The sequence below is a fragment of the Kurthia sp. FSL E2-0154 genome (assembly GCF_038003625.1).
Taxonomy (GTDB): domain Bacteria; phylum Bacillota; class Bacilli; order Bacillales_A; family Planococcaceae; genus Kurthia; species Kurthia gibsonii.
Window position 1 is genome coordinate 592,755 of sequence record NZ_JBBOPO010000001.1, and the last position, 26,822, is coordinate 619,576.

Here is a 26,822-nt window from a genome sequence, read left to right on the forward strand (position 1 = left end):
ATGATTCGAGGTATTAGAGGTGCAACAACAATTAGCATAAATGATGCTACACAAGTAGAGATTGAAACAACGAGATTATTAAAAGAAATCATTGAGCGCAATGAAGTAAAAGCAGAAGATGTATCATCCGTTATTGCAACAACGACGCCAGATATTACATCTGCTTTTCCAGCAAAAGCTGTACGCACGTATGAGGGATGGGGTTATGTTCCAGTTATGTGTATGCATGAAATGAATGTAGAGGGTGCGTTACCACTTTGTATCCGTCTACTTGTGAATGTAGAGACGCAAAAAGCACAGAAAGAAATTGCCCATGTCTATTTAAATGAGGCAGTGAAATTAAGACCAGACTTAGTAAAATAATGAGATGAGGAAGAAAGAGGCGACTTAACGATGAAGTGGAAAGAATCAGTAAAAGGGTTGAAAGCATACCAACCTGGAAAATCAATTGAAGCAGTGAAGAAAGAATTCGGGTTATCGGAGATTGTAAAATTAGCATCGAATGAAAATCCATTAGGATGCTCACCAAAAGTAACGGCTTATTTAGAGAATGCGGTGCATAACTTTGCATTATATCCAGACGGTTATGGTACAGAGATGCGTGAAGCAGTTGCAAAACATTTAGGTGTGAACGGTGACGAATTAATTTTTGGTAACGGCTCAGATGAACTGATTAGTATCGTGACACGCGCGTTACTTCAACCAGGTGTAAATACAGTTATGGCAACACCAACATTCTCACAATATAAATTAAATGCACGGATTGAAGGTGCGGAAATTCGTGAAATTCCATTAAAGAATCGTACACATGATTTAGATGCGATGCTTGATGCAATTGACGAAAATACAGCAGTTGTATGGGTATGTAGTCCGAATAATCCAACAGGTGTGGTTATTGAAGATGAACCACTACAAGCATTCCTGAAAAAAGTACCGAAAAATGTACTTGTCGTTTTAGATGAAGCTTACTTTGAATATGTAACAAATCCAAATTGTACAGATTCATTACCACTATTAAAGCAATACGACAACTTAATCATTATGCGTACGTTCTCAAAAGCATATGGTTTAGCAGCTTTCCGTGTAGGTTACGGGATTGCCAATAAAGAATTGATTGCACGACTTGACCCTGTACGTGGCCCATTTAACAATACAGTATTAAGTCAGGCGATTGTTCCGGTAGCAATTGCGGACCAAGCATATATTGAGTTATGTCGTGAAATAAATGAAGATGGTAAAAAACAATATATCGCTTTTTGTGAAAAACACCAATTAGATTACTACCCAACAGATACGAATTTCATCTTATTTGAAGTGAAGATGGATAGTGATGTTGTATTCCAAGAGTTAATGTCACGAGGCTATATTATTCGTAGCGGTAATCCACTTGGTGTTCCAAACTATATTCGTGTGACAATTGGCACAAAAGAACAAAATGAAGGCTTACTCGCACAGCTAGAAGAAGTGTTACAAAAACATGAGGTATTTGCTTGAATAAAAAGCGAATTCTCATCGTAGGTTTAGGTTTAATTGGCGGTTCGCTTGCGCTTGCTTTACAACGCTCTCCAGAACATGAAATTATCGGTTATGATGCAAATGCCGATACACTTCAAAGTGCGAAAGTATTGGGGGTTATTCATAAAGCAGCAACACATCCGAAAGAAGCCGTAAAAGAAGCCGACTTTGTCATTTTTGCGACACCTGTGAATGCGACACTTCAATGGATGAAAGAACTTCAAACATGGACTGTACCATCACATACCATTGTGACAGATACAGGAAGTACAAAAGCTATTATCATGGAAGAAGCGCAACATTTAGCTGAAAAAGGTATTACATTCATTGGTGGGCATCCAATGGCAGGTTCACATAAAAGTGGTGTTCTAGCAGCTAAACCAATTTTATTTGAAAATGCATATTATATGTTGACACCTTTGGGAAGTACAAAGGAAGAACAAGTGAAAGCTTTAGAAGGAATTTTAAAACTAACAAATGCCAAACTAATGGTTGTTCCTGCTGAAGAACATGATCATATGACATCGGTTGTTAGTCATTTCCCGCATGTTGTAGCAGCGTCACTTGTACATCAACTAGCAAATGAAAATGCAGAGCATCCTTTTACAAAAAGGCTTGCTGCAGGTGGATTTAGAGATATCACACGAATCGCTAGTTCTAATCCAACGATGTGGCAAGATATTACGGTGCAAAATCGCGTACAAATACAAGACCAATTAGAAAAATGGCAACAAGAGATGTCACGTGTGCAATCGATTTTAGAAGAAGGTACCGAACAAGACATTTATCAATTTTTTGAAGAAGCAAAACAATTTCGTGATGCATTACCTGATACATCAGGTGCCTTATTTACAACATATGATTTATATATTGATGTACCAGATTATCCTGGTAGTATCGCTGAAATTACAGGTTATTTTGCAGAAGAAAAAATTAGTATTACAAATATTCGAATTGTCGAAACAAGGGAAGACGTTTTCGGTATTTTAGTTGTAAGTTTCCAATCAAGTGGAGATCGTAAGCGAGCAGCAGAATGCATTCGTACACGTAGTCCATATGAATTTTATATTTCGTAAAGGAGAGATGACGATGCAAAAAATCGTTCAATTACAAAATCAATCATTAAAAGGAACGATTACGGTTCCAGGCGATAAATCCATTTCACACCGTTCCATCATGTTCGGAAGTATGGCAAAAGGTAAGACAACAGTTACAGGCTTTTTACCGGGGGAAGATTGTCTTCGTACAATTGAAGCCTTCAAACAAATGGGTGTTAAAATCGAACAACAAGGTACAGATGTGACGATTGAAAGTGAAGGTATGGACGCATTTCAAGAGCCGATGGATATTTTGTACATGGGAAACTCTGGCACAACGACACGTCTATTACTTGGTTTACTAGCTGGTTCACACGTACACGCAGTATTATCTGGTGATGAATCGATTGCCAAACGTCCAATGAAGCGTGTCATTAATCCTTTACGCGAAATGGGTGCACATATTACAGGGCGAGAAGATGGACAATTTACACCAATCGCAGTGAAAGGTACGATATTACAAGCGATTGATTACACATTGCCTGTAGCGAGTGCGCAAGTTAAATCTGCAGTGTTATTAGCAGGTCTAAATGCAGAAGGTACAACAATTGTTCGCGAAAAAGAAGCAACACGTGATCATACGGAATTAATGCTACGTCAATTTGGTGTAAATATTGATACAACAGATGGTGTGATTTCGTTAGCAGGTGGACAAAAGTTAACAGCGAGTCATGTCGCTGTTCCAGGTGATATTTCTTCAGCTGCCTTTTTCCTTGTAGCAGGTGCTATTACAAAAGGTAGTGAAATTACTCTTGAAAATGTAGGTCTTAATAAGACACGTACAGGTATCGTTGAAGTGTTAGAAGCAATGGGTGCAAATCTAGAAATTCAATCTTATGACCATGAGCATGCTGAGCCAGCAGGTCGTGTCATTATTCGTACATCACAGCTCACAGGTACAACTATTGGTGGAGATTTAATTCCGCGACTAATTGATGAAATTCCAATTATTGCTTTACTTGCGACACAGGCTGAAGGAACAACGATTATTCGTGATGCAGAAGAATTAAAAGTGAAAGAAACGAATCGTTTAGATGCAGTTGTTGCGGAATTATCAAAATTAGGTGCGAATATTACAGCAACAGAAGACGGTATGATTATTGAAGGTCCTACACAGCTTCATGGTGCAGCATTAAAGACATATGGCGATCACCGTATGGGTATGATGAATGCCATTGCAGCACTTATTACAGATGGTGCTGTAACATTAGATGATGCAGATTGTATTGCGGTATCTTATCCAACATTCTTTGAAGATTTAGACAGTCTAATGAAATAGTTCATAAAACAAGCTATCATGATGCGGTTTTTATCAGGGTAGTTTGTTTTTATTTTAAACAGAGAAATAAGAAGGTAATCAGTCATATTTTACCTGTAATTTTCTTCGATATTTCAAGCGTTTTTCCTTGTATATCCTACTTTCCTCATGTAGCATAAAGATGAAAATAATTTAGAAATAGGTGGATGACAGATGACAATCCAACAACAAATGGTTGAAGCAATGGAGCAAGGTGACCTTAATCAAATTCATGCACTAATGGAAGAATTCAAGTTACATGTCGATCCAGATATGCAATATGAAGTTGCTGGTTACTTGATGAATTTAGGTTTTATTCATGAAGCAACGAGTGTGTTAGAGCATTTACAATTTTTATTCCCAGAAGAAAATCAAATTAAGGTTGACCGTGCCTCATTATTGATGGAAACCAATCAAGAAGATGAAGCATTGGACTTATTCTTATCAATTCCACAAGATGCAGAAGAATATCCACAAGTATTATTGGCGCTTGCTGATTATTATCAAATGCAAGGTTTATATGAAGTAGCGGAAAAACATATGAATGAAGCGCTTGAGTTATTACCAGATGAACCACTTCTTCAGTTTGCAAAGGCAGAGTTATTAATGGAGATGGGACGTCTAAGTGAAGCAGCTCGTTTATATGAGAATTTATATAAAAATCAAAAAGAAATTGCAGGTGTTCGTCTAGTTGAACGTATTGCAGAAGTTCATCGTACGGGTGCAGCTTTTGAAGATGCCTACTATTATTATTTAGAGGCATTAAAAGAGAGTACATCGCCTGATTTATTATTTGGTGCAGCGTATAGTGCTTTTCAATTAGAGATGTACGAAGCGGCAGCACGCTATGGTGAAGATTTACGTGCGCTTGATCCAGATTACTTTGCCGGTTATCTATTATTGGCGCAAAGTTATGCCATGATGGAAGACAATGTCAAAGCTTTAGAAGTAATTAAAGAGGGTATTAAACGAGATGAGTATGACAAGGAATTATTCTTGTTTGCTGGTAAAATGGCAATCAAAAATAAATTGCCAGAGGAAGCAGAAGCATTTCTTCGTCAAGCTATTGCACTTGACCCAGAATATATGGAAGCAGTGCATACACTCGTATCAATCTTATCATCGGAAGAGCGCGATGAAGAAGTTGTTGAACTCATTGAAGGTCTATCGAAAGACGACTTTGAATGGACAGCACTTTCAATTTTTGCGGCGCTTGCCTATGATCGTTTAGAAATGTATGAAGAAGCTTACACACATTACCGTCAGGCATTCGAAGATTATAAAGAAGATGTGGACTTCTTAGAGAAATATGTTTATTTCTTAATCGAGGATGGGAAAAGACAAGAAGCCTTACAGATTGTAGCACTTTTACGTGACTTACAACCTGAAGAACCGCAATGGATTGATTTACAAGCAAGCTTTGACGCTTAAGTTACACCCGGTTCAGCAAGTGATTGGAAAGAATTACTTACTAAAGGAGGGGTATTTATGAAGGCATCTGTGACAAATGTAGAGAAAAAGGTATTTATTAAATGGTTCTTAAAGCGTTACGATATGAAACGAAGAGAATGTGTTTGGATTCTTAATTATATTGTAGGGCACGATGATTTATTAGAAAGAATTCATTTCGTAGAAGAAGCGCATTTTTGTCCAAGAGCAATGGTCATGTCGACAATCGATTCATCTGGAATCCCATTCCGTTTTTATAAAGGAAATTTAATGACGGCTGATGCAGAAAAGTCATTTCATGATTTAAGATTGAATTCGGAAGAAGATATATACATTCAGCTAAACTTCCCTAAAATACCACCTAATCCGGCTTACTTAGCTGTTTTAGAAGAGAATCCGTATATTCCAAAGTATTTACAATCGAATTACGGTGATCGTGAAGTTGCTGAAAAATTACTCGATGTAACCATGAAAAATTTCCAAAAGAAAGTGTTATTACAACAAATTGATGAAGCAATTGATAATCGTGATAAAGAACGGTTTTTACAGTTGTCGGATCAGTTGAACCAATTACAGTAAATAGAAAAAAGAGGCTGGGACAAAACCCTAGTTAAAAGTAAGAGAGCTTCGGCACATGAAAATGCCGAAGCTCTTTTTGGTCTGTCTGCGGATGTTCGTTTTGGGCGATGCTTTTCGCGGGCACGGCTTCATCTCATGTTGGCGATGCATCGCCAACATGGATATTCCGCTCGTGCTGTTCCCGCAGAAGTCACGCCCACACGCCCATCCAAAATAAAAAAATGGATACAAAAAAAGAGCCTTTCCTGTTAAAATTTAAGTATCTCACCACAAAAATAATAAAAGGAAGTGCTCTTTATGTATAAAAACTATAACATGAATCAAGTGATTTTACCATTAGATTTTGAAATGAAACTAGCTGAAAAGGATATTGCTTTTTCGATCCATCATTTAGTTGAAAGTATTCCAGAAGAAGCTTTCGCTCCTTTCTACAAAGCGACAGGTTGTCCTTCTTATCACCCTAAAATGATGTTAAAAATTATTTTATGTGGTTATACACAATCTATTTTTTCAGGTCGTCGGATTGAAGATTTAACAAAAGATAGTGTACGTATGATGTGGTTAGCACAAGGTTACGAACCAAGTTACCGTACGATTAATCGTTTTCGCGTTCATCCACAGATGCAAGAACTTCTAAAACAATGCTTTATCCAATTCCGTTGTCGATTAATTGAAGAAAAATGCATTGACCAACAAGCGATTTTCATTGATGGCACAAAAATTGAAGCGAATGCCAATAAGTTCACTTTTGTATGGAAGAAGTCGGTTGAAAACTATCAAGCTAGTATGATTGAAAAGTCTAATGCCTTATACGAGCAACTCGTAGAAGAACGTATTTTGCCTGCCATTCAAAAGGAACAAAAAGAGGCTTTATCTGAAGAAGAGCTAGAACAAGTCGCTTCGACATTAGAAGAAGTGATTGATGATTATACAGAAAAGCTGGAAGCTTCCTCTGATTCAACCGAACGAAAACAATTGCGTGCAGCACGTAAAACACCGAAACAATATTTAAAACAAGTGAAAGATTGGATTGTCCGAAAAAGACAATATCGTCTTCATTTACAACAGATGGGTACACGAAATAGTTATTCAAAAACCGATGTCGACGCGACATTTATGCGTATGAAAGACGATTATATGAAGAATGGACAACTGAAACCCGGTTACAATGTTCAAATCGCAACAGAAAATCAATATGTCCTTGCTTATGAGGTGTATCCGAATCCGACAGATACAAAAACGCTCGTGCCCTTTTTACAAGATATTCAAGCTCATTATTTTGAATTACCTGAACATATTGTCGCCGATGCAGGTTATGGTAGTGAACCGAACTATCAATACGTGGTAGAAACACTCCAACGTAAAGCATTAATTACATATGGTATGTATCGCAAAGAACAGCAACGAAAATATCTTAAAGATCCTTTTAAAACAAGCAATTGGGCATATGACGCAACGACCGATTGTTATACTTGCCCGAATGGACAATTAGTAAAGTACCAATATGATTCAACACGTACGGATAAGACAGGATTTACACGTCATTTTAAAATCTATACATGTGAAGACTGTTCAGGATGTCCTTTCCGTTCATCTTGTACAAAAGCACGTGAAGGAAACAATCGAAGATTAGCCATCAATACGCATTGGGAAGAACAAAAGAAAATGATTCAAGCGACGCTTTCAGAAGCAAAAACAGGCGCCATTTATCGAAAACGAAAAATCGATGTGGAACCAGTTTTTGGATTTTTGAAGGCGAATTTGGGTTTCACTCGATTTTCACTTCGCGGAAAATCGAAGGTCCGAAATGAAATCGGACTTGCCTTAATGGCGACCAACCTAAGAAAGTATGCGATGAGAGGGTAAAACCCTCCCATCACTGATGAAAAAAATCACACAAAAAGGAGATTGCCTGCGCAATCTCCTTTTTTGTGTGACTGAGAGCTATTTATGTCCCAGCCTCTTTTTCTCAGAAAAAGAAATGATAGTAGACCGTTTGAAAACATCTACTATATAATGGATAGAGATAGAGGTGGGGATTTCATGCGCTACATATGGGCGAGATTATGGATGGTTTTAATATCAAAATTATTTTTAACCATGTTATTAATCGTTAATCTATTAGGTTCTATTTATGGATACATTTGGTACGGAGATCAGTTGGCTGAAACAAAGCCCATCTTTTTAATATTTATACCAGATAGTCCAACAGCTACACTATTCTTTTCAATTGCGATTATTGGTTGGTTGTTAAAAAAACATTGGCGCTTATTTGAAGCGTTAGCGCTTGTGACGCTTGTAAAATACGGTGTATGGGCTGTGGTCATGAATTTAATGGTCTTAAACGAGTTAGGTTCACTTGGATTTGGTGGTTGGATGCTTGTAGTTAGTCATGGTTTAATGGCTGTCCAAGGTTTGCTTTATATGCCGATGTATGACTTTAAAAGTGTTCATATCATCATCACAGCAATTTGGACATTACATGATGTCGTGATTGACTATGTCTTTAAGTATATGCCTTGGTACCATATGTTAAATCAATATATGACAGGAATTGGATACTTTACATTTTGGTTGTCAATTGTGTGTCTAATCATTGCAATCTTTGCAATGAAAAAGAGGTTTTCAGTTGCCCCAAATTTTGTTTGACCTTAAAATAAAACTATGAACGAACTAGGAGGATGGTCAGATTGTCAATTATGATGTATATTATCTACTTTGCTGTTTTAATGTTATTACCACTGTATGCACAACGTAAAGTAAAGAAAACATATACACGCTATTCGCAAGAATATTCAACATCAGGAATGACGGGTGCCGAAGTTGCTCGTAAAATTTTAGACCAAAATGGATTAGGAAATGTAAAAGTTGAGCCAGTCGATGGTTTTTTGTCAGATCATTACGATCCATCTACAAAAGTAGTGCGTTTATCAACGCATAACTTTTATGAAACATCGATTGCAGGCACAGCAGTTGCAGCCCATGAATGTGGTCACGCTATTCAAGATGCGGAAGCATATTCATTCTTAACATGGCGCTCAAAATTAGTTCCAGCAGCGAATATTTCGTCAAACGCTTCATGGATTTTCATTATGATTGGTATGATTGCAACATTTAAGCCATTAATGTTAGTAGGTATTATCTTATTAGCCATTGGTGTACTTTTCCAAGTAGTAACATTACCAGTTGAGTTTGATGCTTCTAAGCGTGCGATGCGCCAAATTGATCAATTGGGCATCATTAACAATGAAGAATATCCAAAAGCGAAAAAAGTATTAACAGCAGCAGCATTAACATATGTTGCAGCAGCAGCAACAGCGGTCATGGAACTTGCACGACTTGTATTAATTTATACAGGTATGGGAAACCGCGAAGATTAATAACACAAAAACACCTTGTATTGTTACATTGACGTAATATACGAGGTGTTTTTTTATGTCATTTTTTAAAAAAAAGAAGAAAAATAAGAGGATGAAATTATTTTACAAGAAAAAAGCCAGAAAATAATAAGCATTCAACCATTGATTTAATAAGATTCTGCTAAATATAAGTCAAGCTCGTAATAATTTGTAATATATCTGTAACTTATTTGACGCTAGACTGTAAGCTAATTCGTGTAAAGTTAGTCTCAGTTAAAAAAGTTCGTACATAATAACAAATGACATATAAATCAATCAAATTAAAAACATGGGAGTGTTCATAAATTCATGAAGAAACATAAATTACTGACATCAATCTTAACAGGTGCATTGGCTTTAACAGTAGGTTTTACAGGGGTAGCCACTGAACAACAAGCATCTGCAGCTTCATCAAAAACAACAAAAGTTTCTAAAAATTACTATACAAAAGCAGCTTTAAATATGCGTACAGGTCCAACAACAAAAGCAAAACGTGTTTTAACTATTCCAAAAGGTAAAAAAGTATATGCATACCAACGTAAAACTGTTTCAGGTACTTGGTATAAAGTAAAATACAATGGTAAAGTAGGCTGGGTGTCAGGTAAATATCTTTCTTCAAAAAAAGCAAAGAAAACAGTGAAAAAAGCATCTGCAGCTTCTGGTAATGCGATTATTAATGCAGGTCGTAAATATGTAGGTACACCATATGTATGGGGTGGATCACGTCCAGGTGGATTTGACTGCTCTGGTTTCACATCTTATGTATATAAACAAGCAGGTATGAAATCATTACCACGTACAAGTAGAGCACAAAAAGCTTCTGTTAAACGTGTAAGTTCGCCAAAAGTAGGAGACTTAATCTTCTTCTCAGCAACTCCAGGTGGTTCATATATATCACATGTAGGAATTTACGCAGGTAACAATCAAGTATTACACGCAGCTGGTAATAGTGTGAAATTCCAATCATTAAGCGGTTACTGGAATCAACGTGTAGTAAGCTATGGTACAACACGTTAATTTAAATTAAATAGATGAATTACATATGTGAGAAACTATTTTCATATAAGTAAGGAGTTTCAATAAAAAAGGCTTGATTCGCTTTCATGTGAATCAAGTCTTTTTGTATGGTATATAAAAAGATTGTAGTGTCTAAAATAGCACTACAGTCTCTTAATTTAATGATTATACGAAGCGCACTACATCTTCAACAGATAAACGAGAAGTACCACGTGCTGGGCCTGTTCCTTTACCAATTGCGATTAGAACGATTGGGAATTCATTTTCTGGTAAGTTATATGATTTTGCAAATTCATCTTTATTGAATCCACCCATTACAACTGTATCTAGTCCACGATCTTTTGCAGCTAATAAAAGTTGCATTGACACTAATCCAGCATCGTACATAGCTACTGAATGACGCGTAGCTACAGGAATACCGCTGTAAAGTGTTTCAGCATTTTCTGTTAGTTTTTCAGCCACTTCTGGATCCATAACGCCAGCATCTACACTTAGCTGGTGAATTTTACGTGCATTTTTATGGAAGTCAGTATCACCTAAAACCGCGATAATAGCTGGAGCTGTTTCAACTTGTTCTTGATTGAATGCCATCGTACGTAATTCTTTTTTCTTTTCTTCATCTGTAATAACGATGAAGCGCCAAGGTTGTTGGTTTGAAGAAGAAGGTGCAGTCATTGCATCTGTTAATAAATCTGAAATTTCTTCTTTTGTTAATTTATATTCAGTATCGTATTTACGAATCGATTTACGTGCATACATATTTTCAATTACAGCTGATTTTGTTGTTGTTGACATGATAAAAATTCCTCCTATATTTAACTAACTTAAAGTAAGTTAGTAGGTATATAAAACATCTTACTTTAAGTTAGTTTTTATGTCAATCATTATTTCATTTGTGGTACAATAATAAATGTAAAGGAGCGATTCGACATGACACAGCCTATCTATTCAGAGCAAGTTTGTCAAAATTATCATCAAGCAATTGAATTTATCGGTAAGAAATGGATTGGGGCAATTTTATATAGTTTAGTTGATGGTCCATTACGCTACAATGAAATTCATGCGCGAATCGAAGGCATTTCGGATCGTTTATTAACACAGCGTTTAAACGAATTAGTCGATGCCGATATGATTGAAAAAGAATATATTAATGATTCTGTTAAAAAAACAAAATACTGTTTAACCGAAAATGGTCAAGCTTTTAAAGAAGTGATTCACTCGATTCAGAAGTGGGTTCATACATGCCAAACAACAAATCAGTGTAAAGAACCGACATCACCTAATATATAGTCTCATTCATTACACACAAAAAAAGAGAACTTCGCTATAGTAGCAAGAGTTCTCTTTTTGTTTTTAATGATGGAGTGGATTGCGTTCGTCGTCTAATGTGAAGCCCATTCCAGACACTTCATGCACTTCGGATATAGATACGAATGCATATGGATCGACCGAATTGACGAGACTTTTTAATTTGAATAATTCATTTTTAGATACGACACAATAAACAATTTTACGTTGCTCTTTCGTATAAAAACCTTCACCTTCTAAATATGTTACACCACGTTCCATCTGTGTTGTGATTTTTGAAGCTACTTCTTCATAATGGTCTGAGATAATAAGCGCACCGCGTGCTGCATACATCCCTTCTTGTACAAAGTCAATCACGCGTGCTGCAATGAAAACAGCTACTAATGTGTACATGGTTGTACGAATGTCTAAGAATGTTAATGCAGAAATCGCAATAACGAGCGCATCAAGTAAGAACATCGTCTTACCCATTGGCCAACCAAAATATTTATCCGCAAGACGTGCGATGATATCAGAACCACCTGTTGTACCTCCGAAGCGGAAGATAATGCCAAGACCTCCACCTAAAAATACACCTGCAAATAAAGAAACAAGTAATAAATCATCGTTTAATGGAATATGAACATTGACAATTTGGAATACTTTAATGAAGAAAGATACACTGACTGTACCAATAATCGTATAGGCGAATGCACGCTTACCAAGAATTTTCCAACCAATAAAGAACATGGGGATGTTCAATACTAAGTTCATGAGTGCAGGGTCCCATTTAAATAGAAAGTAAAGAATCAATGTAATCCCTGTAAAACCACCTTCACCTAGCTTGTTTTCTAATGTGAAATTTACAAGACCAAAACTAAAGATTGCTGCACCAAGTAAAATAAACAGCGTATTTTTTACTTTAACTAAACCCAAAAAAAAGACCTCCAATCGAATGAAATACGCGAAAATGAAGTTTTCTATCTTACTATTTATTTCGCATATTGTATAATGTGTAATAGAGATGAAATCAATTCAAACAATAAATGGATGGATAGACTTACATTATCATGTATTTTAACTATTTTTACAATAAAAAGATAAAGATACTACAGGGGTTACAAAATAAGGGAGGAATAACACACATGATTACAGTAGCAATAGCAGGACCAAGAGGGCGCATGGGAAAAGAAGCGGTACATACCGTTATGAGCAGAGAAGATTTTCAATTAGTAGGGGTGCTCGATCATAAAGAAATTGCAGAAAATCTACAACAATATCCACAATTTCCAGATACATATGATGTACCCGTATTTATGGATTTACAGACATTATGTAATGAAGTAAAACCAGATGTATTAATTGATTTAACAACACCAGAAGCTGTTTATGAACATACAAAATTAGCTTTAACACATGGTGTACGACCTGTAATCGGTACGACGGGCTTTACAGATGAGCAGTTACAAGAATTAACAGATTATGCAAAACAGCATGGAATTGGAGCTATTATTGCACCAAACTTCGCAGTAGGTGCTGTACTAATGATGAAGTTTGCGGCGATGGCAGCTCAGTATATGCCAGATGTTGAGATTATTGAATTACACCATGATCAAAAATTAGATGCACCATCGGGTACAGCAATTAAAACGGCTCAATTGATTCAAGAGAGTCGTCCTTCACATAAGCAAGGACATCCAGATGAAAAAGAAACGATTCCAGGTGCTCGTGGTGCAGATTTTGATGGTATGCGTATCCACAGTATTCGTTTACCGGGTCTTGTAGCGCATCAAGAAGTATTATTTGGTGGCGAGGGTCAAATGCTAACAATTCGTCATGATTCATATAATCGCGCTTCATTTATGTCAGGTGTAAAGTTATGTGTTGAAAAAGTGATGACATTAGATCATCTTGTATATGGTTTAGAAAATATTTTGTAAGGAGAGATTGACATGAAAATCGCATTAATTGCACACGATCAAAAGAAAGAAGATATGGTAGAGTTTGCAATCGCATATAAGCCCATTTTAGAACGGCATGAATTATTCGCAACAGGTACAACAGGGCAACGGATTATCGATGCTACTTCTTTATCTGTTACGCGTTTTCGTTCGGGGCCACTCGGCGGAGATCAACAAATCGGCGCAATGATTGCGAATAATGATATGGATATGGTTATTTTTTTCCGCGATCCACTTACAGCCCAGCCACATGAACCAGATATTTCAGCTTTGATGCGCTTAAGTGATGTATATCATGTGCCACTTGCGACAAACATGGGGACAGCAGAAGTGCTATTAAAAGGATTGGAACATGGTTTTATTGATTTTCGGTTATTAGCTGAAAGACGTTCTAAATAAAGAAAGTGATGTGCTCATTATGAAAAAGTTAAAAATCGGGATTACATGCTATCCAACAGTAGGTGGATCAGGCGTTATGGCAACGGAGTTAGGTAAGATGCTTGCAGAACGTGGTCATGAAATTCATTTTATTACGTCAAGCATGCCTTTTCGTTTAAATAAAGTGTATCCAAATATTTTCTTCCATGAAGTAGAAGTTAATAATTATTCTGTTTTTCAATATCCACCATATGATATTGCACTAGCAAGTCGTATGGCAGATGTTATTCGTGAAGAGCAGTTAGATATATTACATGTACATTATGCGATTCCACATGCTGTTTGTGCAGTTCTTGGACGCGATATGGCGGGACAAGCAGGGAAGCGTGTAGGAATTGTGACGACACTTCATGGAACGGATATTACAGTTCTAGGTGACGATGCACTACTAACAACGGCAATCCGTTATGGTATTGAAAAATCGGATGTTGTGACAGCTGTATCGACATCTTTAAAAAATCAAACATTGGAATTAATCCAGCCGAATCAAACCATTGAAACGGTTTATAATTTTGTGGATGAACGTGAATATTATCCACGAGACGGGCGTGAATTACGTGAAGCATTTGGTATTGAGCCAGATGAAAAAGTTTTGGTGCATGTATCGAATTTCCGTAAGGTGAAGCACGTGCCAGATGTGATTGATACATTCATCAAAACACGTAAATATGTAAAATCAAAATTATTATTAATTGGTGATGGTCCTGAAAAACATGAGGCGATGCAACTCGCAAAACAAACACCATATGGTGAGGATATTTTATTTTTAGGAAAGCAAGAGAATTTAGCAGAATTATATGCAATGGCTGACTTAAAACTACTTATGTCTGAAAAAGAAGCGTTCGGATTAGTGTTATTAGAAGCAATGGCTTGTGGTGTTCCAGGAATCGGTACACGTATTGGTGGAATTCCAGAAGTCATCTGTCATGAAAAAAATGGCTATATTGTTGAACTAGGTGATACAGATCAAGCTGCTCACCATGCGATTAGCTTATTATTAGATGATGAGAAATTACAGTTGTTTAGAAAACGAGCAATTCAAAGTGTACAAAATCGATTTCACTCGGAGAAAATTGTTGAGCAATACGAAGCGCTATATGAAAAGGTGGTTCAAAAGTGATGAAACATCCTGCATGGCAGTCGGCACATGACGTCATGGAAATATTAGAACAGCATGGACATGAAGCGGTTATTGTAGGCGGTGCTGTAAGGGATTATTTATTAGATAAACCAGCGAATGATGTAGATGTAGCAACGAGTGCAATGCCGCTTGAAGTAAAGGCATTATTTGAAAAAACCGTAGATGTAGGGATTGCACATGGTACGATTCTTGTGTTAGGTTTTGAAGAACCTATTGAGGTAACAACGTTTCGTACGGAAGGAACCTATACAGACCGTCGTCGACCAGATGAAGTAACGTTCGTTCGTTCATTAGCAGAAGATTTAAAAAGACGTGATTTTACGATTAATGCAATGGCACTTAGACGTTCTGGAGAGCTAGTAGACTTATACCAAGGTCAAGAAGATTTACAAAAGAAAATTATTCGTGCAGTGGGCGAACCGTATGCCCGTTTTTCAGAAGATGCATTGCGCATTATTCGAGGTGTACGTTTTGTAGCTCAATTAGGCTTTACATTGGAACAAGAGACACTTATCGCTATGCAAAAAACGTCGCATTATTTAGGTGAGATTGCTATTGAACGTGTGAAAGCTGAATGGGATAAAATTTTTGTGAGTCGTGCAACGGAAAGAGCGATGTACTATATGCAAGAATATAATCTTGGTGAAGCGATTCCAGGTACTTTTGAAGCCTATAGTAAATGGCAGAACTATGCTGCAAAAGATGCAAAATGGGGCTGGACATATTGGTGCATTTTAACGAATGACTTTACCTTACTTCAACAGTATCGTTGTTCAAATGATGAAAAGTCATTTGTGAAACAAGCGAAAGCTTGCTACGATATTTTGTTTCAGCACCGACCAACTAAGTTTGAGCTTTTTCAATATGATTTGAAGTATTGGGAATGTGCATGTGAGCTTCTTGCGTTGCAAAATGTAACAAAACTTATAAGTTATCCAGAATTAGTAAAAGAAAAGCAAGATTTACCGATTCAACATGTACAGGAGATTGCTGTTACGGGAAAACATCTCATGACCTGGATGAACCAAAAAGGCGGCCCATGGTTACGTGAAGTATTAGATGAGATTGTGAAGCGTGTTGTGAACGGTCAGTTAGAAAATAATGAACAAACAATAAAGGAATGGTTGCAAAATGAATGGTTCGTATAAATATAAAATTCTAAAAAAATTACAACAGTCCACTCCATCTCCTGTTTCGGGTCAACAACTTGCAGATGATTTCGGTTTATCGCGTACAGCTATTTGGAAGTATATTAAACAATTAGAAGAAGAGGGTTATACGTTTGAGACCATTCGAAAAAAAGGTTATATTTTGACATCGCAACCAAACAGTATTGATCCAGCAAAAATTAAAGCAGCACTTGAAACAACTACATTTGGTGAAACGATTATTTTTGAAGAAACACTTCCATCTACGCAGCCAGTAGCACATCAATTGGCACAGGAGGGCGCTAAAGCAGGAACCGTTGTCATCTGTGAGGAACAAACACTCGGTCGCGGACGTATGCAAAGGCCGTGGCAATCTCAAAAAGGAAAAGGAATTTGGATGAGTGTCATTTTACGTCCAGATGTGCCACCTTATGAGGCACCACAATTTACATTAGTAGCTGCTGTAGCAATCGCAAAAGGAATTGAAGATGTAGCAGGTATTCGTCCTCAAATTAAGTGGCCGAATGATTTATTAATCGATGGTTTTAAAATTACAGGGATTTTAACGGAGTTACAGGCAGACCCTGACCGTGTAAATGCATTAATCATGGGTATTGGTATTAATGTCAATCACACAATGGATGATTTCCCGGAAGAAATTCATGGTATTGCGACTTCTTTAAAATTACAAACAGGACGAGAAGTCGACCGTGCTGTATTAATTGCACGTATTTTATATTATTTAGAGCATTATTCGAATCAATACATTAAAGAAGGTTTCCCTTCAATTAAGAAGGAATGGGAAAGTTATTCTTGCACCATTGGTCAAACGATTAAAGTAACAACATTGACAGAAGTCTTCTATGGTAAGGCTGTTGCGATTACGAATGATGGTGTATTAAAAGTACAATTACCAGACGGTGAAACGAAAAGTGTGTATTCAGCTGATATTGAATTAAAAAAAGATTAATGTAAGTTACAGTGTCATCGTTCAACACATTTAGGAGGGTAACAATGAAAAGTGTTGCAGATTTTCCAAAAATGAAAGAAAAACAGGACAAGATTGTGATGATTACAGCCTATGACTATCCATCGGCTAAATTGGCAGAAGAACAGGAAGTCGATATGATTTTAGTAGGTGATTCTTTAGGAATGGTTGTTTTAGGATATGACTCGACTGTTCAAGTGACAGTCGAAGAGATGATTCATCATGGTAAAGCAGTTCGCCGAGGTGCTAAAGATACATTTATGGTTGTTGATTTACCATTTGGTAGCTATCATGGCGATTCTTATGAAGCGTTGAAAGTAGCTGTACGTGTTTTCCAAGAAACAGGTGCGAACGCTTTAAAAGTCGAGGGTGCAGGGAATCTACTGCCAACGATTCAGTTAATGATTGAAGCAGGCATTCCAGTTGTAGGACATTTAGGGCTACAACCGCAACAAGCAGCTGTATTGGGCGGTTATAAAGTACAGGGGAAAACACAAGAAGATGCAGAAAAAATTTTGCGTGATGCAAAAGCGCTTGAAGAAATAGGTGTCTGTGCGATTGTGTTTGAATGTATTCCGAAGCAAATGATGTTTGAAATTAATCAGCAGCTACATGTACTGACGATTGGAATCGGTGCAGGAAATGAAGCGGATGGTCAAGTGCTCGTATTCCATGATGCACTACATTATGGGCACCATCATATTCCTAAATTTGTACAACAATTTGCAGATGTCGGTGCTGAAATTGAGCTAGGTATTGCCAAATATAAAAAAGCAGTAAAAACAGGTGTTTTTCCAAGTGATGAGCAAAGTTTTCATTTGAAAGAACACCAATCGATTTCATTATATGGAGGCAAAAAAGGATGAAAATTATTGAAACCGTAGCAGAACTAAAAGAAGAACTTCAACCTTTTGCAATTCATTCCATTGGATTAGTACCAACGATGGGGGCTTTGCATGAAGGGCATGCTACGTTGATTCAACAAGCGCGACAAGAAAATGATGTTGTAGTCGTAAGTATTTTTGTAAACCCTACACAATTTGGTCCAAATGAAGATTTCGATCGCTATCCACGTGACTTAGACGGGGATGCTAAAAAATGTGAAGATTTACAAGTAGATTTTATCTTTGCGCCTTCCGTTGAAGAAATATATGGAAGTCATGGCGGCATTACATATGATGCAGGTCCTGCTTCGCATATTTTATGTGGTGCAAGTCGACAAAATCACTTTAATGGTGTTCTACAAATTGTTTCAAAATTATTCATGCTCGTTCAACCGACACGTGCCTATTTTGGTCAAAAAGATGCACAACAACTCGCATTGATTGAAACGCTTGTACGTGATTATTACTTTCCGCTTGAAATTGTGCCTGTTCCGATTGTGCGTGAAAAAGATGGGTTAGCTAAAAGCTCACGTAATGTCTTTTTAACGTCAGAAGAACGTCAAGAAGCGGTTGTCTTATCGCAAGCACTAACGCTTGCAAAGGCACGCTTACAAGACGGTGAAGAAGCAGCGATTGTCTTGGAGCAAGCACGTAAAAAAATCGAAGAAACTTCTGCAAAAGTAGAGTATCTCGAATATCTTGCCTACCCAGATTTGCAACGAGCTCCTAAAGACGATGAACGAAAAATTTTAATGGCAGCGATTCGCTTTTCAAATGTCCGTTTGATTGATAATGAATTATTTGATTAATAGAATAGACAAAGGGTTCTCGCAAATGAATGTGAGAGCCTTTTTCTATGAAGTTCGCAATAGAAAATAAAGGTTCTACTTACCCACAGCCGTCTTAAGTATGATAAAATCGTCTGTATGAAATAAAGGACGTATTATTGAAAGATGTCTATAATAAAATGATTTGAAAGACGTGAAGAACATGGAGAGTCAAATGTATGCAGTTGTTGATTTAGAAACAACTGGGCATTCATCAAAGCAAGGCGATCGTATTATCCAAATCGCCATTGTATTTATGAGAGATTGGCAAATTGAAAAGACCTATACCTCTTTCGTCAATCCTAAACGAAAAATACCACATTTCATTCAAGATTTAACACATATAAAAGAAGAAGATGTTAAGCATGCTAAGCCTTTTGAAGCCATTGCCCATGAAGTATATGACATGCTCCAAGACTGCGTGTTTGTCGCCCACAATATCGACTTTGATTTACCATTTTTACAAGAAGAATTTAAGCGCTGTGGTTTACCAAAATGGTTTGGTAAAAGTATGGATACCGTAGAGTTGGCAAAAATACTCTATCCAACGGCTTATAGTTATAAACTTTCAGAAATTGCTCTTGAATTAAATATTGGTTTAGAGAACGCGCATCGCGCAGATGATGATGCGATGGCAACAGCGCGATTATTGAAGAAGTGTTTTGAACAGTTAATGTCTTTGCCGCTTGAAACGATTCAGCATCTACATACGCGTTCGTTTAAATTGAAATCAGGTTTAGCACATTTATTTTTTGAAGCATTGCAAGTAAAAAGAACGAAATCTTCTCAACTACAGCAGCATTTCTTATATCGTGGTGTACCAATATTACAACCACAGCAACAAGAAATAGATGTACAGTCAGTTAGTTATCCATCGAGTACGGAAGCAAAGACACAGCTTTTCTCAAAAGTGATGACGCACTTTGAAGTGAGAGAAGGTCAATTTAATATGATGGATGCTGTGTGGAATAGCTTGCAACATCGTACTGAGATTTTAACAGAAGCATCTACTGGTATTGGTAAGACATTAGCGTATTTGATTCCAAGTATTATTTTTGCAAAACAACAAAAACAACCCGTTGTTATTAGTACGTACACATCTCATCTACTCGATCAACTCATTCAAGAGGAACTACCAAAAGCGAAAGAATTATTAGGTTGTGATGTTCGAATTGCTGTTTTAAAAGGTATGGAACATTATATTGATCTCGACCGTTTTATTGAATCGCTTGTGATTACAGAAGATAGTTATGATGAGAATTTTGTGAAAATGCAAGTGCTTGTTTGGCTCGCTATCTCTTCAACAGGTGATTTGAATGAAGTGAATGTTTCGGGTGGAGGACGTACTGTACTCGATCGAATTCGTCGTACAAGTACAACTGCAGAAACAAAACAACAAAATGCATTTGATTTTTATTTAGAAGCGATGAAATCATGTGAAGAAGCTGAATTAATCATTACAAATCATGCGATGTTATTGGCTGATTTAAAACGTGAAACACCAATTGTGCAGCAAGTCGGCGGATTTATTTTGGATGAAGGACATCAGATGATTCAAGCAGCGACCATGCGAGAGGAAAAAGTATTTGCATATCGTCGTTTTAAATATTGCTTTGGTCAGATTGGTCATTTTGAAGATCGTGCGCTACACCATGCATTTTATCGGTTATTACAACAAGCAGATCGTGTGCCAATGCGTTATTTATCAAAGCTTGAAAATCAATTCTTTGACATGATTGATGTTTTCGAGCATGCGATGAATCATCTCGTAAGTCGTATGAATTTATCTTCGTCTCATGGTGGAGTACAAAAAAAGACAATTCTTTTAAATACACTCACATTGAAGCAACCTTTATTAGAAGAAGTCGGTCATATGATGGAACAGTGGTTACAGTTAGCACATGAGGTCACACGTATTTTTAAAAGTTATCAAGATGATTTAGAAGCTTCTAAACGTGTATGGCTGACAGATTGGGAATATTGGTTACGTGATTTACAACAATTACTCGAACAATGGCGCGCGATTTTCTATGTACATGAACAAAATCGAACGTCTTGGATTGAAGCAGATCGTAGAAGTTTGCCAAATAGTATTCAAATTTACGACCGTCCGATTCACATTGCCGACCATATTACGCAAGCGTTTGATCAATTTAGAGGAAGAGATGGAGTTGTCTGGGCATCCGGTACACTAACTGTACCAGGAAATCCACGCTTTATTGCGGATCAGCTAGGATTATCAAGAGAAGTAGCTCTTTATCAATTCCAAGCGCCAGCACATTATTATAAAGGTGCTAACGTGTATATTGTGGACGATATGCCAGATATTCAACAAGTGCCACAATCGGCTTATATTGAGGCAGTAGCAGAAGCAGTGACACAAGCTGTACTTGCTACGGAAGGACGTTGTTTCGTTCTTTTTACATCGCAAGATATGCTTCGTAAAACGGTCGATTTAATTCAAGAAATTGGTGCATTAGAGGATTATATGATTTTTGCACAGGGTATCTCAACTGGGAGTCGTATGCGTTTATTAAAGATGTTCCAGCGTTTTGAGCGCTCGGTTTTATTTGGAACAAATAGCTTTTGGGAAGGTGTCGACGTACCAGGAGACGCACTATCAGCTGTCGTTGTCGTGCGTCTACCATTCTCAGCGCCAGAAGAACCACTCTTTAAAGCAAAAGCAGATAAAATGCAACAACAAGGTTTAAATGCCTTTTATAAACTATCTCTACCCGAAGCAATCCTACGTTTTAAGCAAGGTTTCGGACGATTAATTCGCTCATCTCAGGATAAAGGTGCATTTATCGTGTTAGATCGTCGAATCGAAACAAAATCATATGGACCAGACTTTTTACGCGCATTACCGAATGTAGAAGTCCGCCATGTCTCACTCAGTGAACTAGTCTTCGATTTGGAAGATTGGTATAATAAATAAGCAAAATCAATCAAAAGTTCAGGTGATGGAATGAAAAGTTGGATTAAATTCTTCGCCATCTTCTTCGTCATGTTAGCAGTCGTATTAACAGTACTTGTAACGATTAAAGCCTATGCGCCTTATCATAGTGCTACACAAGAAGCGGAAGATGTTGTGTTGAAGGAACGATTATTAAAAACAGTAGATGAATCTTACGTATATAACAGTACAAACCATTATGTTACCGTTATCGGTAAAAATGATAAGAATCAATCAACAGCAGTGATTGTAAATCAAGATCAACCGAAAGCTAAAAAAGAAGTCATTGAACTTTCAAAAGGCATTACAGAAAAAGAAGCTGTTAAGATAGCTACTGAAGGACAAAAAGTGAAAAAAGTGCTTCATGTCCATTTAGGTATTGAAAAGCCAGGTCCCGTTTGGGAAGTAGCATTCAAAAATAACCGAGATGAGCTCAATTATGTCTATGTGGTATTTGAAACAGGTCAATGGTGGAAAAAAATCACGAATTTATAATATTTCGAAAATAGAAATGCTCTCGTTTTTTGTATATAATAAAAGAGAATAAATCAAGAAGTAGATAGGAGACTATTTACTTAATCCCAGATGTGATGGAGGATTCCTATGAAAAAAATTACAATTCAAGAAATGCCAAAACATGTTGGCGAAACAGTAAAAATTGGCGCTTGGCTTGCAAATAAGCGTTCAAGCGGTAAGATTGCTTTCTTACAATTACGTGATGGTACAGGATTTGTACAAGGCGTTGTTGTAAAAGCAGAAGTTTCTGAAGACATGTTTGCAACAGCAAAAGGTCTTCATCAAGAAACTTCATTATATGTAATCGGTGAAGTAACAGAAGATACACGTTCATCATTCGGTTATGAATTACAAGTGAAGGACATCGAAGTGATTTCAGAATCACACGACTACCCAATCACACCAAAAGAGCATGGTACAGAGTTCTTAATGGACAACCGTCACTTATGGTTACGTTCAAAAAAACAACATGCAAAAATGAAAGTGCGTAACGAATTAATTCGTGCAACATACGAATTCTTTAATGACAATGGCTTCGTTAAAATGGACCCCCCAATTTTAACAGCTTCAGCGCCTGAAGGTACATCAGAGTTATTCCATACAAAATACTTTGATGAAGATGCATTCTTATCACAATCAGGACAATTATATGCAGAAGCATCAGCAATGGCATTAGGAAAAGTATTTTCTTTCGGTCCAACATTCCGTGCTGAGAAATCAAAAACACGTCGTCACCTAATCGAGTTCTGGATGATTGAACCAGAAATGGCGTTTGTGGAACATGATGAGAGCTTAGAAGTACAAGAACAATTTGTATCGTATATCGTGCAATCTGTATTAAAAAACTGCAAACTAGAATTAGAAATTTTAGGTCGCGACCTTTCAAAATTAGAAAAAGTAAAAGCACCATTCCCACGTATTTCATACGATGAAGCCATTGAATTTCTTCATAAAGAAGGCTTTGATGATATTAAATGGGGCGATGATTTCGGAGCACCACATGAAACAGCGATTGCAAATCACTTTGATTTACCTGTTTTCATTACATGCTATCCAAAAGATATTAAACCATTCTATATGCAACCACATCCAGACCGCGATGATGTCGTGCTATGTGCCGATTTAATCGCTCCAGAAGGTTATGGTGAAATTATCGGTGGTTCTGAGCGTATTTGGGACTATGATTTATTAAAACAACGTATCCAAGAACATGGCTTAGATGAAGAAGCATACAACTGGTATTTAGAACTTCGTAAATACGGTTCTGTACCACACTCAGGTTTCGGTCTAGGGCTAGAACGTACAGTATCTTGGGTAACAGGTGCTGAACACGTACGTGAAACCATTCCATTCCCACGTTTATTAAACCGTATTTATCCATAATAGAAGATGAAAGCTCATGTGATGTTAAGTCATATGAGCTTTTTCTTTTGAGAATTAAAGTATGCTATAAAAATAAAAAACAATTTAGTTGGAACACTGTACATTGTGCGTTAAAATAGAACAAAGATGAGCGAGCGTAATGAATACGCTTTAGAGTAGATGAGGAGGATTTTGTATTATGGAATTAAATGATTGGTTAAATACAAAGGTACCTGAAATTTCAAATGACTTGATTGAAATTAATCAAGATTATTTTGATTTAGAAAATTCAATTGGTTTTAAAGGACGCGATCGCATTTATCGTGTCATTGAAAGTTTCCGCATTGCGTTATTCCCAGGAATCTATGATCAAAAACCGATTGATGAAGTGCGTCTGAATGTCGCAATTAGTAATAATTTACGAAAAGCAGCGCTTGATTTACGTGATATTTTAGAAAAAGCGCTATTTTATAATAAAGAAGATGAAGATGTATGTGAAAACGTTGCACGTGAGCGAGCAGATCAAATTGTTATTCAGTTGATGAACAAGTTCCCGAAAATTCGTCGTACATTACAGACAGATATTCAAGCAGCTTATAATGGCGACCCTGCTGCAACATCAACAGAAGAAATTCTACTGAGTTATCCATCTATTCAAGCGATTTGCATTCACCGCATTGCGCATGAATTATATAAATTAGATGTGAAAATCATTCCACGTATTATGTCAGAGTATGCACATGAATTAACAGGAATCGATATTCATCCAGGCGCATCCATTGGCGATTCATTCTTCATCGACCATGGTACAGGTGTTGTAATTGGTGAAACATGTACAATAGGTAACAATGTTAAAATTTATCAAGGTGTAACATTAGGTGCGCTTAGCTTCCCGTTAGACGATGAAGGCAATCCAATTAAAGGCATCAAACGTCATCCTGACATTGAAGATAATGTCGTGATTTATGCGGGTGCAACGATTTTAGGTGGCAAAACAAAAATCGGTCATGATACCGTACTAGGCAGTAATATTTGGTTAACACATTCTGTTGTGCCGCATTCGCGCGTATACCATTCACAACCTTCGCCAAGTATTAACCAATCTGTAAATATTGAATATGAAATTTAAAAAAAAGGAGGGGTAGTTCAGCTGCCACACCTCCTTCTTTTTTTATGAAAGGAAGTCAAATAATGAACTGGCAAGAAAAGCTATTACAATACCAACCTGTAAATGAACAAGAGCAGCAAGACTTAGCATCATTTCGCTATGCATTCACACATTTTCCAGATGTTTTAACGCGTCAAAACCCAATTGCACATATGACAGTTTCAGCTTTTGTCGTGAATCAAGCACGCACACATGTGTTAATGGTCTATCATAATATTTATCAGTCATGGGCATGGACAGGAGGACATGCGGATGGTGAATCAGATTTTTTAGCTGTTGCATTAAGAGAAGTGCAAGAAGAAACAGGGGTAGAAGCAAAACCTGTTCAACAAGAGCCCATTTCGATTGAGCAACTAACGGTTTTAGGGCATGTGAAAAAAGGGCAATATGTATCAGAGCATTTACATATGAACGTCACGTATCTAGTTGAAGCAGATGACCAAGCGGCACTCGTTGTGTGTGAAGAAGAAAATAGTGGTGTGGCATGGATTCCATTTGATGAATTGAATACATATTGTAGGGAAGAACATATGCTACCGATTTATAATAAAATCATTGCACAAATGAAGTAAAATAAGAAAAAGACTGGGCATAAAAAAACTGGAACCGTGTTATGGCGCGGTTCCAGTTTTTTCGTTGCGAACTTTAAAAAGAGAAGTGAAATGTTTTGTCTCAGTCTGTTAGAAAATTATTCAGCTGTAATGCGCATTTCTGTTGTCGTATCAAAGAAGTGTGATTTTTGTATTTGAATCGCAAGTGATAATATTTGTCCAGATGACACCTGTTCATTTGCATCAATGCGTGCGATAAAGTTTTGTTCCTCTAGTTGCGCATAAATCATAAATTCTGCACCCGTTAATTCGGCTACATCAATTTTCACTTGAACTGTATGCTCAGGTAATTGCTTTAACATACTCTCTTCGTTATGAAAACCTTCTGGACGAATTCCTAAAATAATTTCCTTTTTGTTATAACCTTTGTTGTGTAGTAAAGTACGTTGGTCTGTAGTCAGTGGTAGCTGTAATGTGCCTACTTGTACAAAATCATCTTGAATACGCGCTTTGAAAAAGTTCATAGCTGGTGAGCCAATAAAGCCAGCAACAAAGACATTCACAGGTTTTTCATATACTTCTTTTGGTGAACCCACTTGTTGAATGAGACCGTCTTTCATTACAACAAGACGTGTCGCCATCGTCATCGCTTCTGTTTGGTCATGCGTTACATAAATTGTAGTGGTTTGTAAACGCTGATGTAACTTAATAATTTCTGCACGCATTTGTACACGTAATTTAGCATCTAAGTTCGATAAGGGTTCATCCATTAAAAATACTTTTGCATCGCGTACAATCGCACGACCAAGTGCCACACGTTGACGCTGACCTCCTGATAATGCTTTTGGTTTTCGTTCTAAATATTCTTCTAACCCTAAAATCTTCGCTGCTTCAGATACGCGACGTTTAATTTCTTCTTTTGGTAGTTTGCGCAGTTTTAAGCCAAATGCCATATTTTCATAAACCGTCATATGTGGATAGAGCGCATAGTTTTGGAACACCATCGCAATATCACGATCTTTTGGTGGTAAATCATTTACACGTTCCCCATCAATGTAAAAGTCACCTTTTGAAATTTCTTCTAATCCTGCAATCATGCGAAGTGTTGTCGATTTTCCACAGCCAGATGGCCCAACAAAAACAATGAACTCTTTATCCTGAATTGCTAAGTTAAAGTCCGTCACAGCCGTTATCTTCTTATCGTAAATTTTATAAATATTTTGTAATGTTAATTCAGCCATCA

At 37.0% G+C, this 26,822-nt stretch carries 27 protein-coding genes; 24 read left to right on the forward strand and 3 right to left on the reverse strand.

All coding sequences use genetic code 11. The features are described from left to right. From aroH to MHB75_RS02885, 11 genes are all read left to right on the forward strand, one after another. A complete protein-coding gene (aroH, locus tag MHB75_RS02835; RefSeq protein ID WP_340995829.1) occupies positions 1-363 on the forward strand; it encodes a chorismate mutase in 363 nt (120 codons plus the stop codon). A 30-nt stretch (positions 364-393) separates the two neighbouring features. After that, the gene (hisC, locus tag MHB75_RS02840) at positions 394-1,494 is read left to right on the forward strand and encodes a histidinol-phosphate transaminase (RefSeq protein WP_340995830.1); all 1,101 of its coding nucleotides are present in this window, start codon (positions 394-396) and stop codon (positions 1,492-1,494) included. Next, positions 1,491-2,591 (forward strand): prephenate dehydrogenase, encoded by a 1,101-nt coding sequence (locus MHB75_RS02845; protein WP_340995831.1) that lies wholly within the window; start codon positions 1,491-1,493, stop codon positions 2,589-2,591. Before hisC ends, MHB75_RS02845 begins: the two co-directional genes overlap by 4 nt. A gap of 13 nt (positions 2,592-2,604) precedes the next feature. Next, on the forward strand, positions 2,605-3,891 hold the full coding sequence (gene aroA / locus MHB75_RS02850; protein ID WP_445666991.1) for a 3-phosphoshikimate 1-carboxyvinyltransferase: 1,287 nt from the start codon (positions 2,605-2,607) through the stop codon (positions 3,889-3,891). Positions 3,892-4,083: 192 nt separating this feature from the next. After that, the gene (locus MHB75_RS02855) at positions 4,084-5,340 is read left to right on the forward strand and encodes a tetratricopeptide repeat protein (protein ID WP_340995834.1); all 1,257 of its coding nucleotides are present in this window, start codon (positions 4,084-4,086) and stop codon (positions 5,338-5,340) included. A 57-nt stretch (positions 5,341-5,397) separates the two neighbouring features. Continuing rightward, entirely contained in the window at positions 5,398-5,937 is a 540-nt protein-coding gene (locus MHB75_RS02860) for a ReoY family proteolytic degradation factor (protein ID WP_340995836.1), read from the forward strand. A 55-nt stretch (positions 5,938-5,992) separates the two neighbouring features. After that, entirely contained in the window at positions 5,993-6,154 is a 162-nt protein-coding gene (locus MHB75_RS02865) for a hypothetical protein (protein WP_340995838.1), read from the forward strand. Positions 6,155-6,234: 80 nt separating this feature from the next. Further along, positions 6,235-7,803 (forward strand): IS1182 family transposase, encoded by a 1,569-nt coding sequence (locus MHB75_RS02870; RefSeq protein ID WP_340995839.1) that lies wholly within the window; start codon positions 6,235-6,237, stop codon positions 7,801-7,803. Positions 7,804-7,980: 177 nt separating this feature from the next. After that, positions 7,981-8,586 (forward strand): DUF1405 domain-containing protein, encoded by a 606-nt coding sequence (locus MHB75_RS02875; protein WP_141272596.1) that lies wholly within the window; start codon positions 7,981-7,983, stop codon positions 8,584-8,586. 50 nt (positions 8,587-8,636) lie between these two features. Beyond that, a complete protein-coding gene (locus MHB75_RS02880) occupies positions 8,637-9,317 on the forward strand; it encodes a zinc metallopeptidase (RefSeq protein ID WP_087680177.1) in 681 nt (226 codons plus the stop codon). 327 nt (positions 9,318-9,644) lie between these two features. Beyond that, positions 9,645-10,352, forward strand: a complete 708-nt coding sequence (locus MHB75_RS02885; protein WP_082701448.1) for a C40 family peptidase — start codon at positions 9,645-9,647, stop codon at positions 10,350-10,352. 165 nt (positions 10,353-10,517) lie between these two features. Here the strand turns inward: MHB75_RS02885 and MHB75_RS02890 are convergent, their stop codons facing one another. Next, entirely contained in the window at positions 10,518-11,147 is a 630-nt protein-coding gene (locus tag MHB75_RS02890) for a nitroreductase family protein (protein ID WP_340995841.1), read from the reverse strand. 135 nt (positions 11,148-11,282) lie between these two features. On the opposite strand from MHB75_RS02890, the gene MHB75_RS02895 reads away from it, so the two are divergent. After that, a complete protein-coding gene (locus MHB75_RS02895; RefSeq protein WP_340995842.1) occupies positions 11,283-11,642 on the forward strand; it encodes a winged helix-turn-helix transcriptional regulator in 360 nt (119 codons plus the stop codon). A gap of 63 nt (positions 11,643-11,705) precedes the next feature. Here the strand turns inward: MHB75_RS02895 and MHB75_RS02900 are convergent, their stop codons facing one another. Next, entirely contained in the window at positions 11,706-12,575 is an 870-nt protein-coding gene (locus tag MHB75_RS02900) for a YitT family protein (RefSeq protein ID WP_340995843.1), read from the reverse strand. Between the two features lie 209 nt (positions 12,576-12,784). Between MHB75_RS02900 and dapB the strand changes: the two genes are divergently transcribed. From dapB to MHB75_RS02960, 12 genes are all read left to right on the forward strand, one after another. Continuing rightward, complete coding sequence (gene dapB, locus MHB75_RS02905) at positions 12,785-13,579, forward strand: 4-hydroxy-tetrahydrodipicolinate reductase (protein WP_340995844.1); 795 nt, start codon at positions 12,785-12,787, stop codon at positions 13,577-13,579. Between the two features lie 12 nt (positions 13,580-13,591). Continuing rightward, positions 13,592-13,999 (forward strand): methylglyoxal synthase, encoded by a 408-nt coding sequence (gene mgsA, locus MHB75_RS02910; RefSeq protein WP_340995845.1) that lies wholly within the window; start codon positions 13,592-13,594, stop codon positions 13,997-13,999. Between the two features lie 19 nt (positions 14,000-14,018). Then, positions 14,019-15,158: an N-acetyl-alpha-D-glucosaminyl L-malate synthase BshA gene (gene bshA / locus MHB75_RS02915; protein ID WP_340995847.1), complete on the forward strand. Its 1,140-nt coding sequence runs from the start codon at positions 14,019-14,021 to the stop codon at positions 15,156-15,158. Continuing rightward, positions 15,158-16,327: a CCA tRNA nucleotidyltransferase gene (locus MHB75_RS02920; RefSeq protein ID WP_340995849.1), complete on the forward strand. Its 1,170-nt coding sequence runs from the start codon at positions 15,158-15,160 to the stop codon at positions 16,325-16,327. Before bshA ends, MHB75_RS02920 begins: the two co-directional genes overlap by 1 nt. Continuing rightward, the gene (locus MHB75_RS02925; RefSeq protein WP_340995850.1) at positions 16,311-17,297 is read left to right on the forward strand and encodes a biotin--[acetyl-CoA-carboxylase] ligase; all 987 of its coding nucleotides are present in this window, start codon (positions 16,311-16,313) and stop codon (positions 17,295-17,297) included. Before MHB75_RS02920 ends, MHB75_RS02925 begins: the two co-directional genes overlap by 17 nt. Positions 17,298-17,341: 44 nt before the next feature. Next, positions 17,342-18,181, forward strand: coding sequence for a 3-methyl-2-oxobutanoate hydroxymethyltransferase (gene panB / locus MHB75_RS02930; RefSeq protein WP_340995851.1), 840 nt, complete (start codon positions 17,342-17,344; stop codon positions 18,179-18,181). Beyond that, on the forward strand, positions 18,178-19,008 hold the full coding sequence (panC, locus tag MHB75_RS02935) for a pantoate--beta-alanine ligase (protein WP_340995853.1): 831 nt from the start codon (positions 18,178-18,180) through the stop codon (positions 19,006-19,008). Before panB ends, panC begins: the two co-directional genes overlap by 4 nt. Positions 19,009-19,189: 181 nt before the next feature. Next, complete coding sequence (dinG, locus tag MHB75_RS02940; RefSeq protein ID WP_340995854.1) at positions 19,190-21,964, forward strand: ATP-dependent DNA helicase DinG; 2,775 nt, start codon at positions 19,190-19,192, stop codon at positions 21,962-21,964. A 30-nt stretch (positions 21,965-21,994) separates the two neighbouring features. Further along, positions 21,995-22,477 (forward strand): cell wall elongation regulator TseB-like domain-containing protein, encoded by a 483-nt coding sequence (locus tag MHB75_RS02945; RefSeq protein ID WP_340995855.1) that lies wholly within the window; start codon positions 21,995-21,997, stop codon positions 22,475-22,477. A 108-nt stretch (positions 22,478-22,585) separates the two neighbouring features. Continuing rightward, positions 22,586-23,881: an asparagine--tRNA ligase gene (gene asnS, locus MHB75_RS02950; RefSeq protein WP_141272617.1), complete on the forward strand. Its 1,296-nt coding sequence runs from the start codon at positions 22,586-22,588 to the stop codon at positions 23,879-23,881. 178 nt (positions 23,882-24,059) lie between these two features. After that, positions 24,060-24,989 (forward strand): serine O-acetyltransferase EpsC, encoded by a 930-nt coding sequence (gene epsC, locus MHB75_RS02955; protein ID WP_141272619.1) that lies wholly within the window; start codon positions 24,060-24,062, stop codon positions 24,987-24,989. Positions 24,990-25,051: 62 nt separating this feature from the next. After that, complete coding sequence (locus tag MHB75_RS02960; protein WP_340995857.1) at positions 25,052-25,600, forward strand: NUDIX hydrolase; 549 nt, start codon at positions 25,052-25,054, stop codon at positions 25,598-25,600. Between the two features lie 116 nt (positions 25,601-25,716). On the opposite strand, the gene MHB75_RS02965 is transcribed toward MHB75_RS02960, so the two are convergent. After that, positions 25,717-26,820: an ABC transporter ATP-binding protein gene (locus MHB75_RS02965; protein WP_340995858.1), complete on the reverse strand. Its 1,104-nt coding sequence runs from the start codon at positions 26,818-26,820 to the stop codon at positions 25,717-25,719. Between the last annotated feature and the right edge of the window lie 2 nt (positions 26,821-26,822).

What these genes read in the sequence shown, in the direction of transcription:
- MHB75_RS02965 (WP_340995858.1), bottom strand. Translation starts at nt 26,820, where the DNA reads ATGGCTGAATTAACATTACAAAATATTTATAAAATTTACGATAAGAAG.
- epsC (WP_141272619.1), top strand. Translation starts at nt 24,060, where the DNA reads ATGGAATTAAATGATTGGTTAAATACAAAGGTACCTGAAATTTCAAAT.
- bshA (WP_340995847.1), top strand. Translation starts at nt 14,019, where the DNA reads ATGAAAAAGTTAAAAATCGGGATTACATGCTATCCAACAGTAGGTGGA.
- asnS (WP_141272617.1), top strand. Translation starts at nt 22,586, where the DNA reads ATGAAAAAAATTACAATTCAAGAAATGCCAAAACATGTTGGCGAAACA.
- MHB75_RS02895 (WP_340995842.1), top strand. Translation starts at nt 11,283, where the DNA reads ATGACACAGCCTATCTATTCAGAGCAAGTTTGTCAAAATTATCATCAA.
- MHB75_RS02945 (WP_340995855.1), top strand. Translation starts at nt 21,995, where the DNA reads ATGAAAAGTTGGATTAAATTCTTCGCCATCTTCTTCGTCATGTTAGCA.
- MHB75_RS02885 (WP_082701448.1), top strand. Translation starts at nt 9,645, where the DNA reads ATGAAGAAACATAAATTACTGACATCAATCTTAACAGGTGCATTGGCT.
- panC (WP_340995853.1), top strand. Translation starts at nt 18,178, where the DNA reads ATGAAAATTATTGAAACCGTAGCAGAACTAAAAGAAGAACTTCAACCT.
- hisC (WP_340995830.1), top strand. Translation starts at nt 394, where the DNA reads ATGAAGTGGAAAGAATCAGTAAAAGGGTTGAAAGCATACCAACCTGGA.
- MHB75_RS02860 (WP_340995836.1), top strand. Translation starts at nt 5,398, where the DNA reads ATGAAGGCATCTGTGACAAATGTAGAGAAAAAGGTATTTATTAAATGG.
- mgsA (WP_340995845.1), top strand. Translation starts at nt 13,592, where the DNA reads ATGAAAATCGCATTAATTGCACACGATCAAAAGAAAGAAGATATGGTA.
- aroH (WP_340995829.1), top strand. Translation starts at nt 1, where the DNA reads ATGATTCGAGGTATTAGAGGTGCAACAACAATTAGCATAAATGATGCT.
- MHB75_RS02925 (WP_340995850.1), top strand. Translation starts at nt 16,311, where the DNA reads ATGAATGGTTCGTATAAATATAAAATTCTAAAAAAATTACAACAGTCC.
- MHB75_RS02920 (WP_340995849.1), top strand. Translation starts at nt 15,158, where the DNA reads ATGAAACATCCTGCATGGCAGTCGGCACATGACGTCATGGAAATATTA.
- MHB75_RS02880 (WP_087680177.1), top strand. Translation starts at nt 8,637, where the DNA reads ATGATGTATATTATCTACTTTGCTGTTTTAATGTTATTACCACTGTAT.
- MHB75_RS02870 (WP_340995839.1), top strand. Translation starts at nt 6,235, where the DNA reads ATGTATAAAAACTATAACATGAATCAAGTGATTTTACCATTAGATTTT.
- MHB75_RS02960 (WP_340995857.1), top strand. Translation starts at nt 25,052, where the DNA reads ATGAACTGGCAAGAAAAGCTATTACAATACCAACCTGTAAATGAACAA.
- MHB75_RS02865 (WP_340995838.1), top strand. Translation starts at nt 5,993, where the DNA reads ATGAAAATGCCGAAGCTCTTTTTGGTCTGTCTGCGGATGTTCGTTTTG.
- MHB75_RS02890 (WP_340995841.1), bottom strand. Translation starts at nt 11,147, where the DNA reads ATGTCAACAACAACAAAATCAGCTGTAATTGAAAATATGTATGCACGT.
- MHB75_RS02875 (WP_141272596.1), top strand. Translation starts at nt 7,981, where the DNA reads ATGCGCTACATATGGGCGAGATTATGGATGGTTTTAATATCAAAATTA.
- MHB75_RS02855 (WP_340995834.1), top strand. Translation starts at nt 4,084, where the DNA reads ATGACAATCCAACAACAAATGGTTGAAGCAATGGAGCAAGGTGACCTT.
- dinG (WP_340995854.1), top strand. Translation starts at nt 19,190, where the DNA reads ATGGAGAGTCAAATGTATGCAGTTGTTGATTTAGAAACAACTGGGCAT.
- aroA (WP_445666991.1), top strand. Translation starts at nt 2,605, where the DNA reads ATGCAAAAAATCGTTCAATTACAAAATCAATCATTAAAAGGAACGATT.
- panB (WP_340995851.1), top strand. Translation starts at nt 17,342, where the DNA reads ATGAAAAGTGTTGCAGATTTTCCAAAAATGAAAGAAAAACAGGACAAG.
- dapB (WP_340995844.1), top strand. Translation starts at nt 12,785, where the DNA reads ATGATTACAGTAGCAATAGCAGGACCAAGAGGGCGCATGGGAAAAGAA.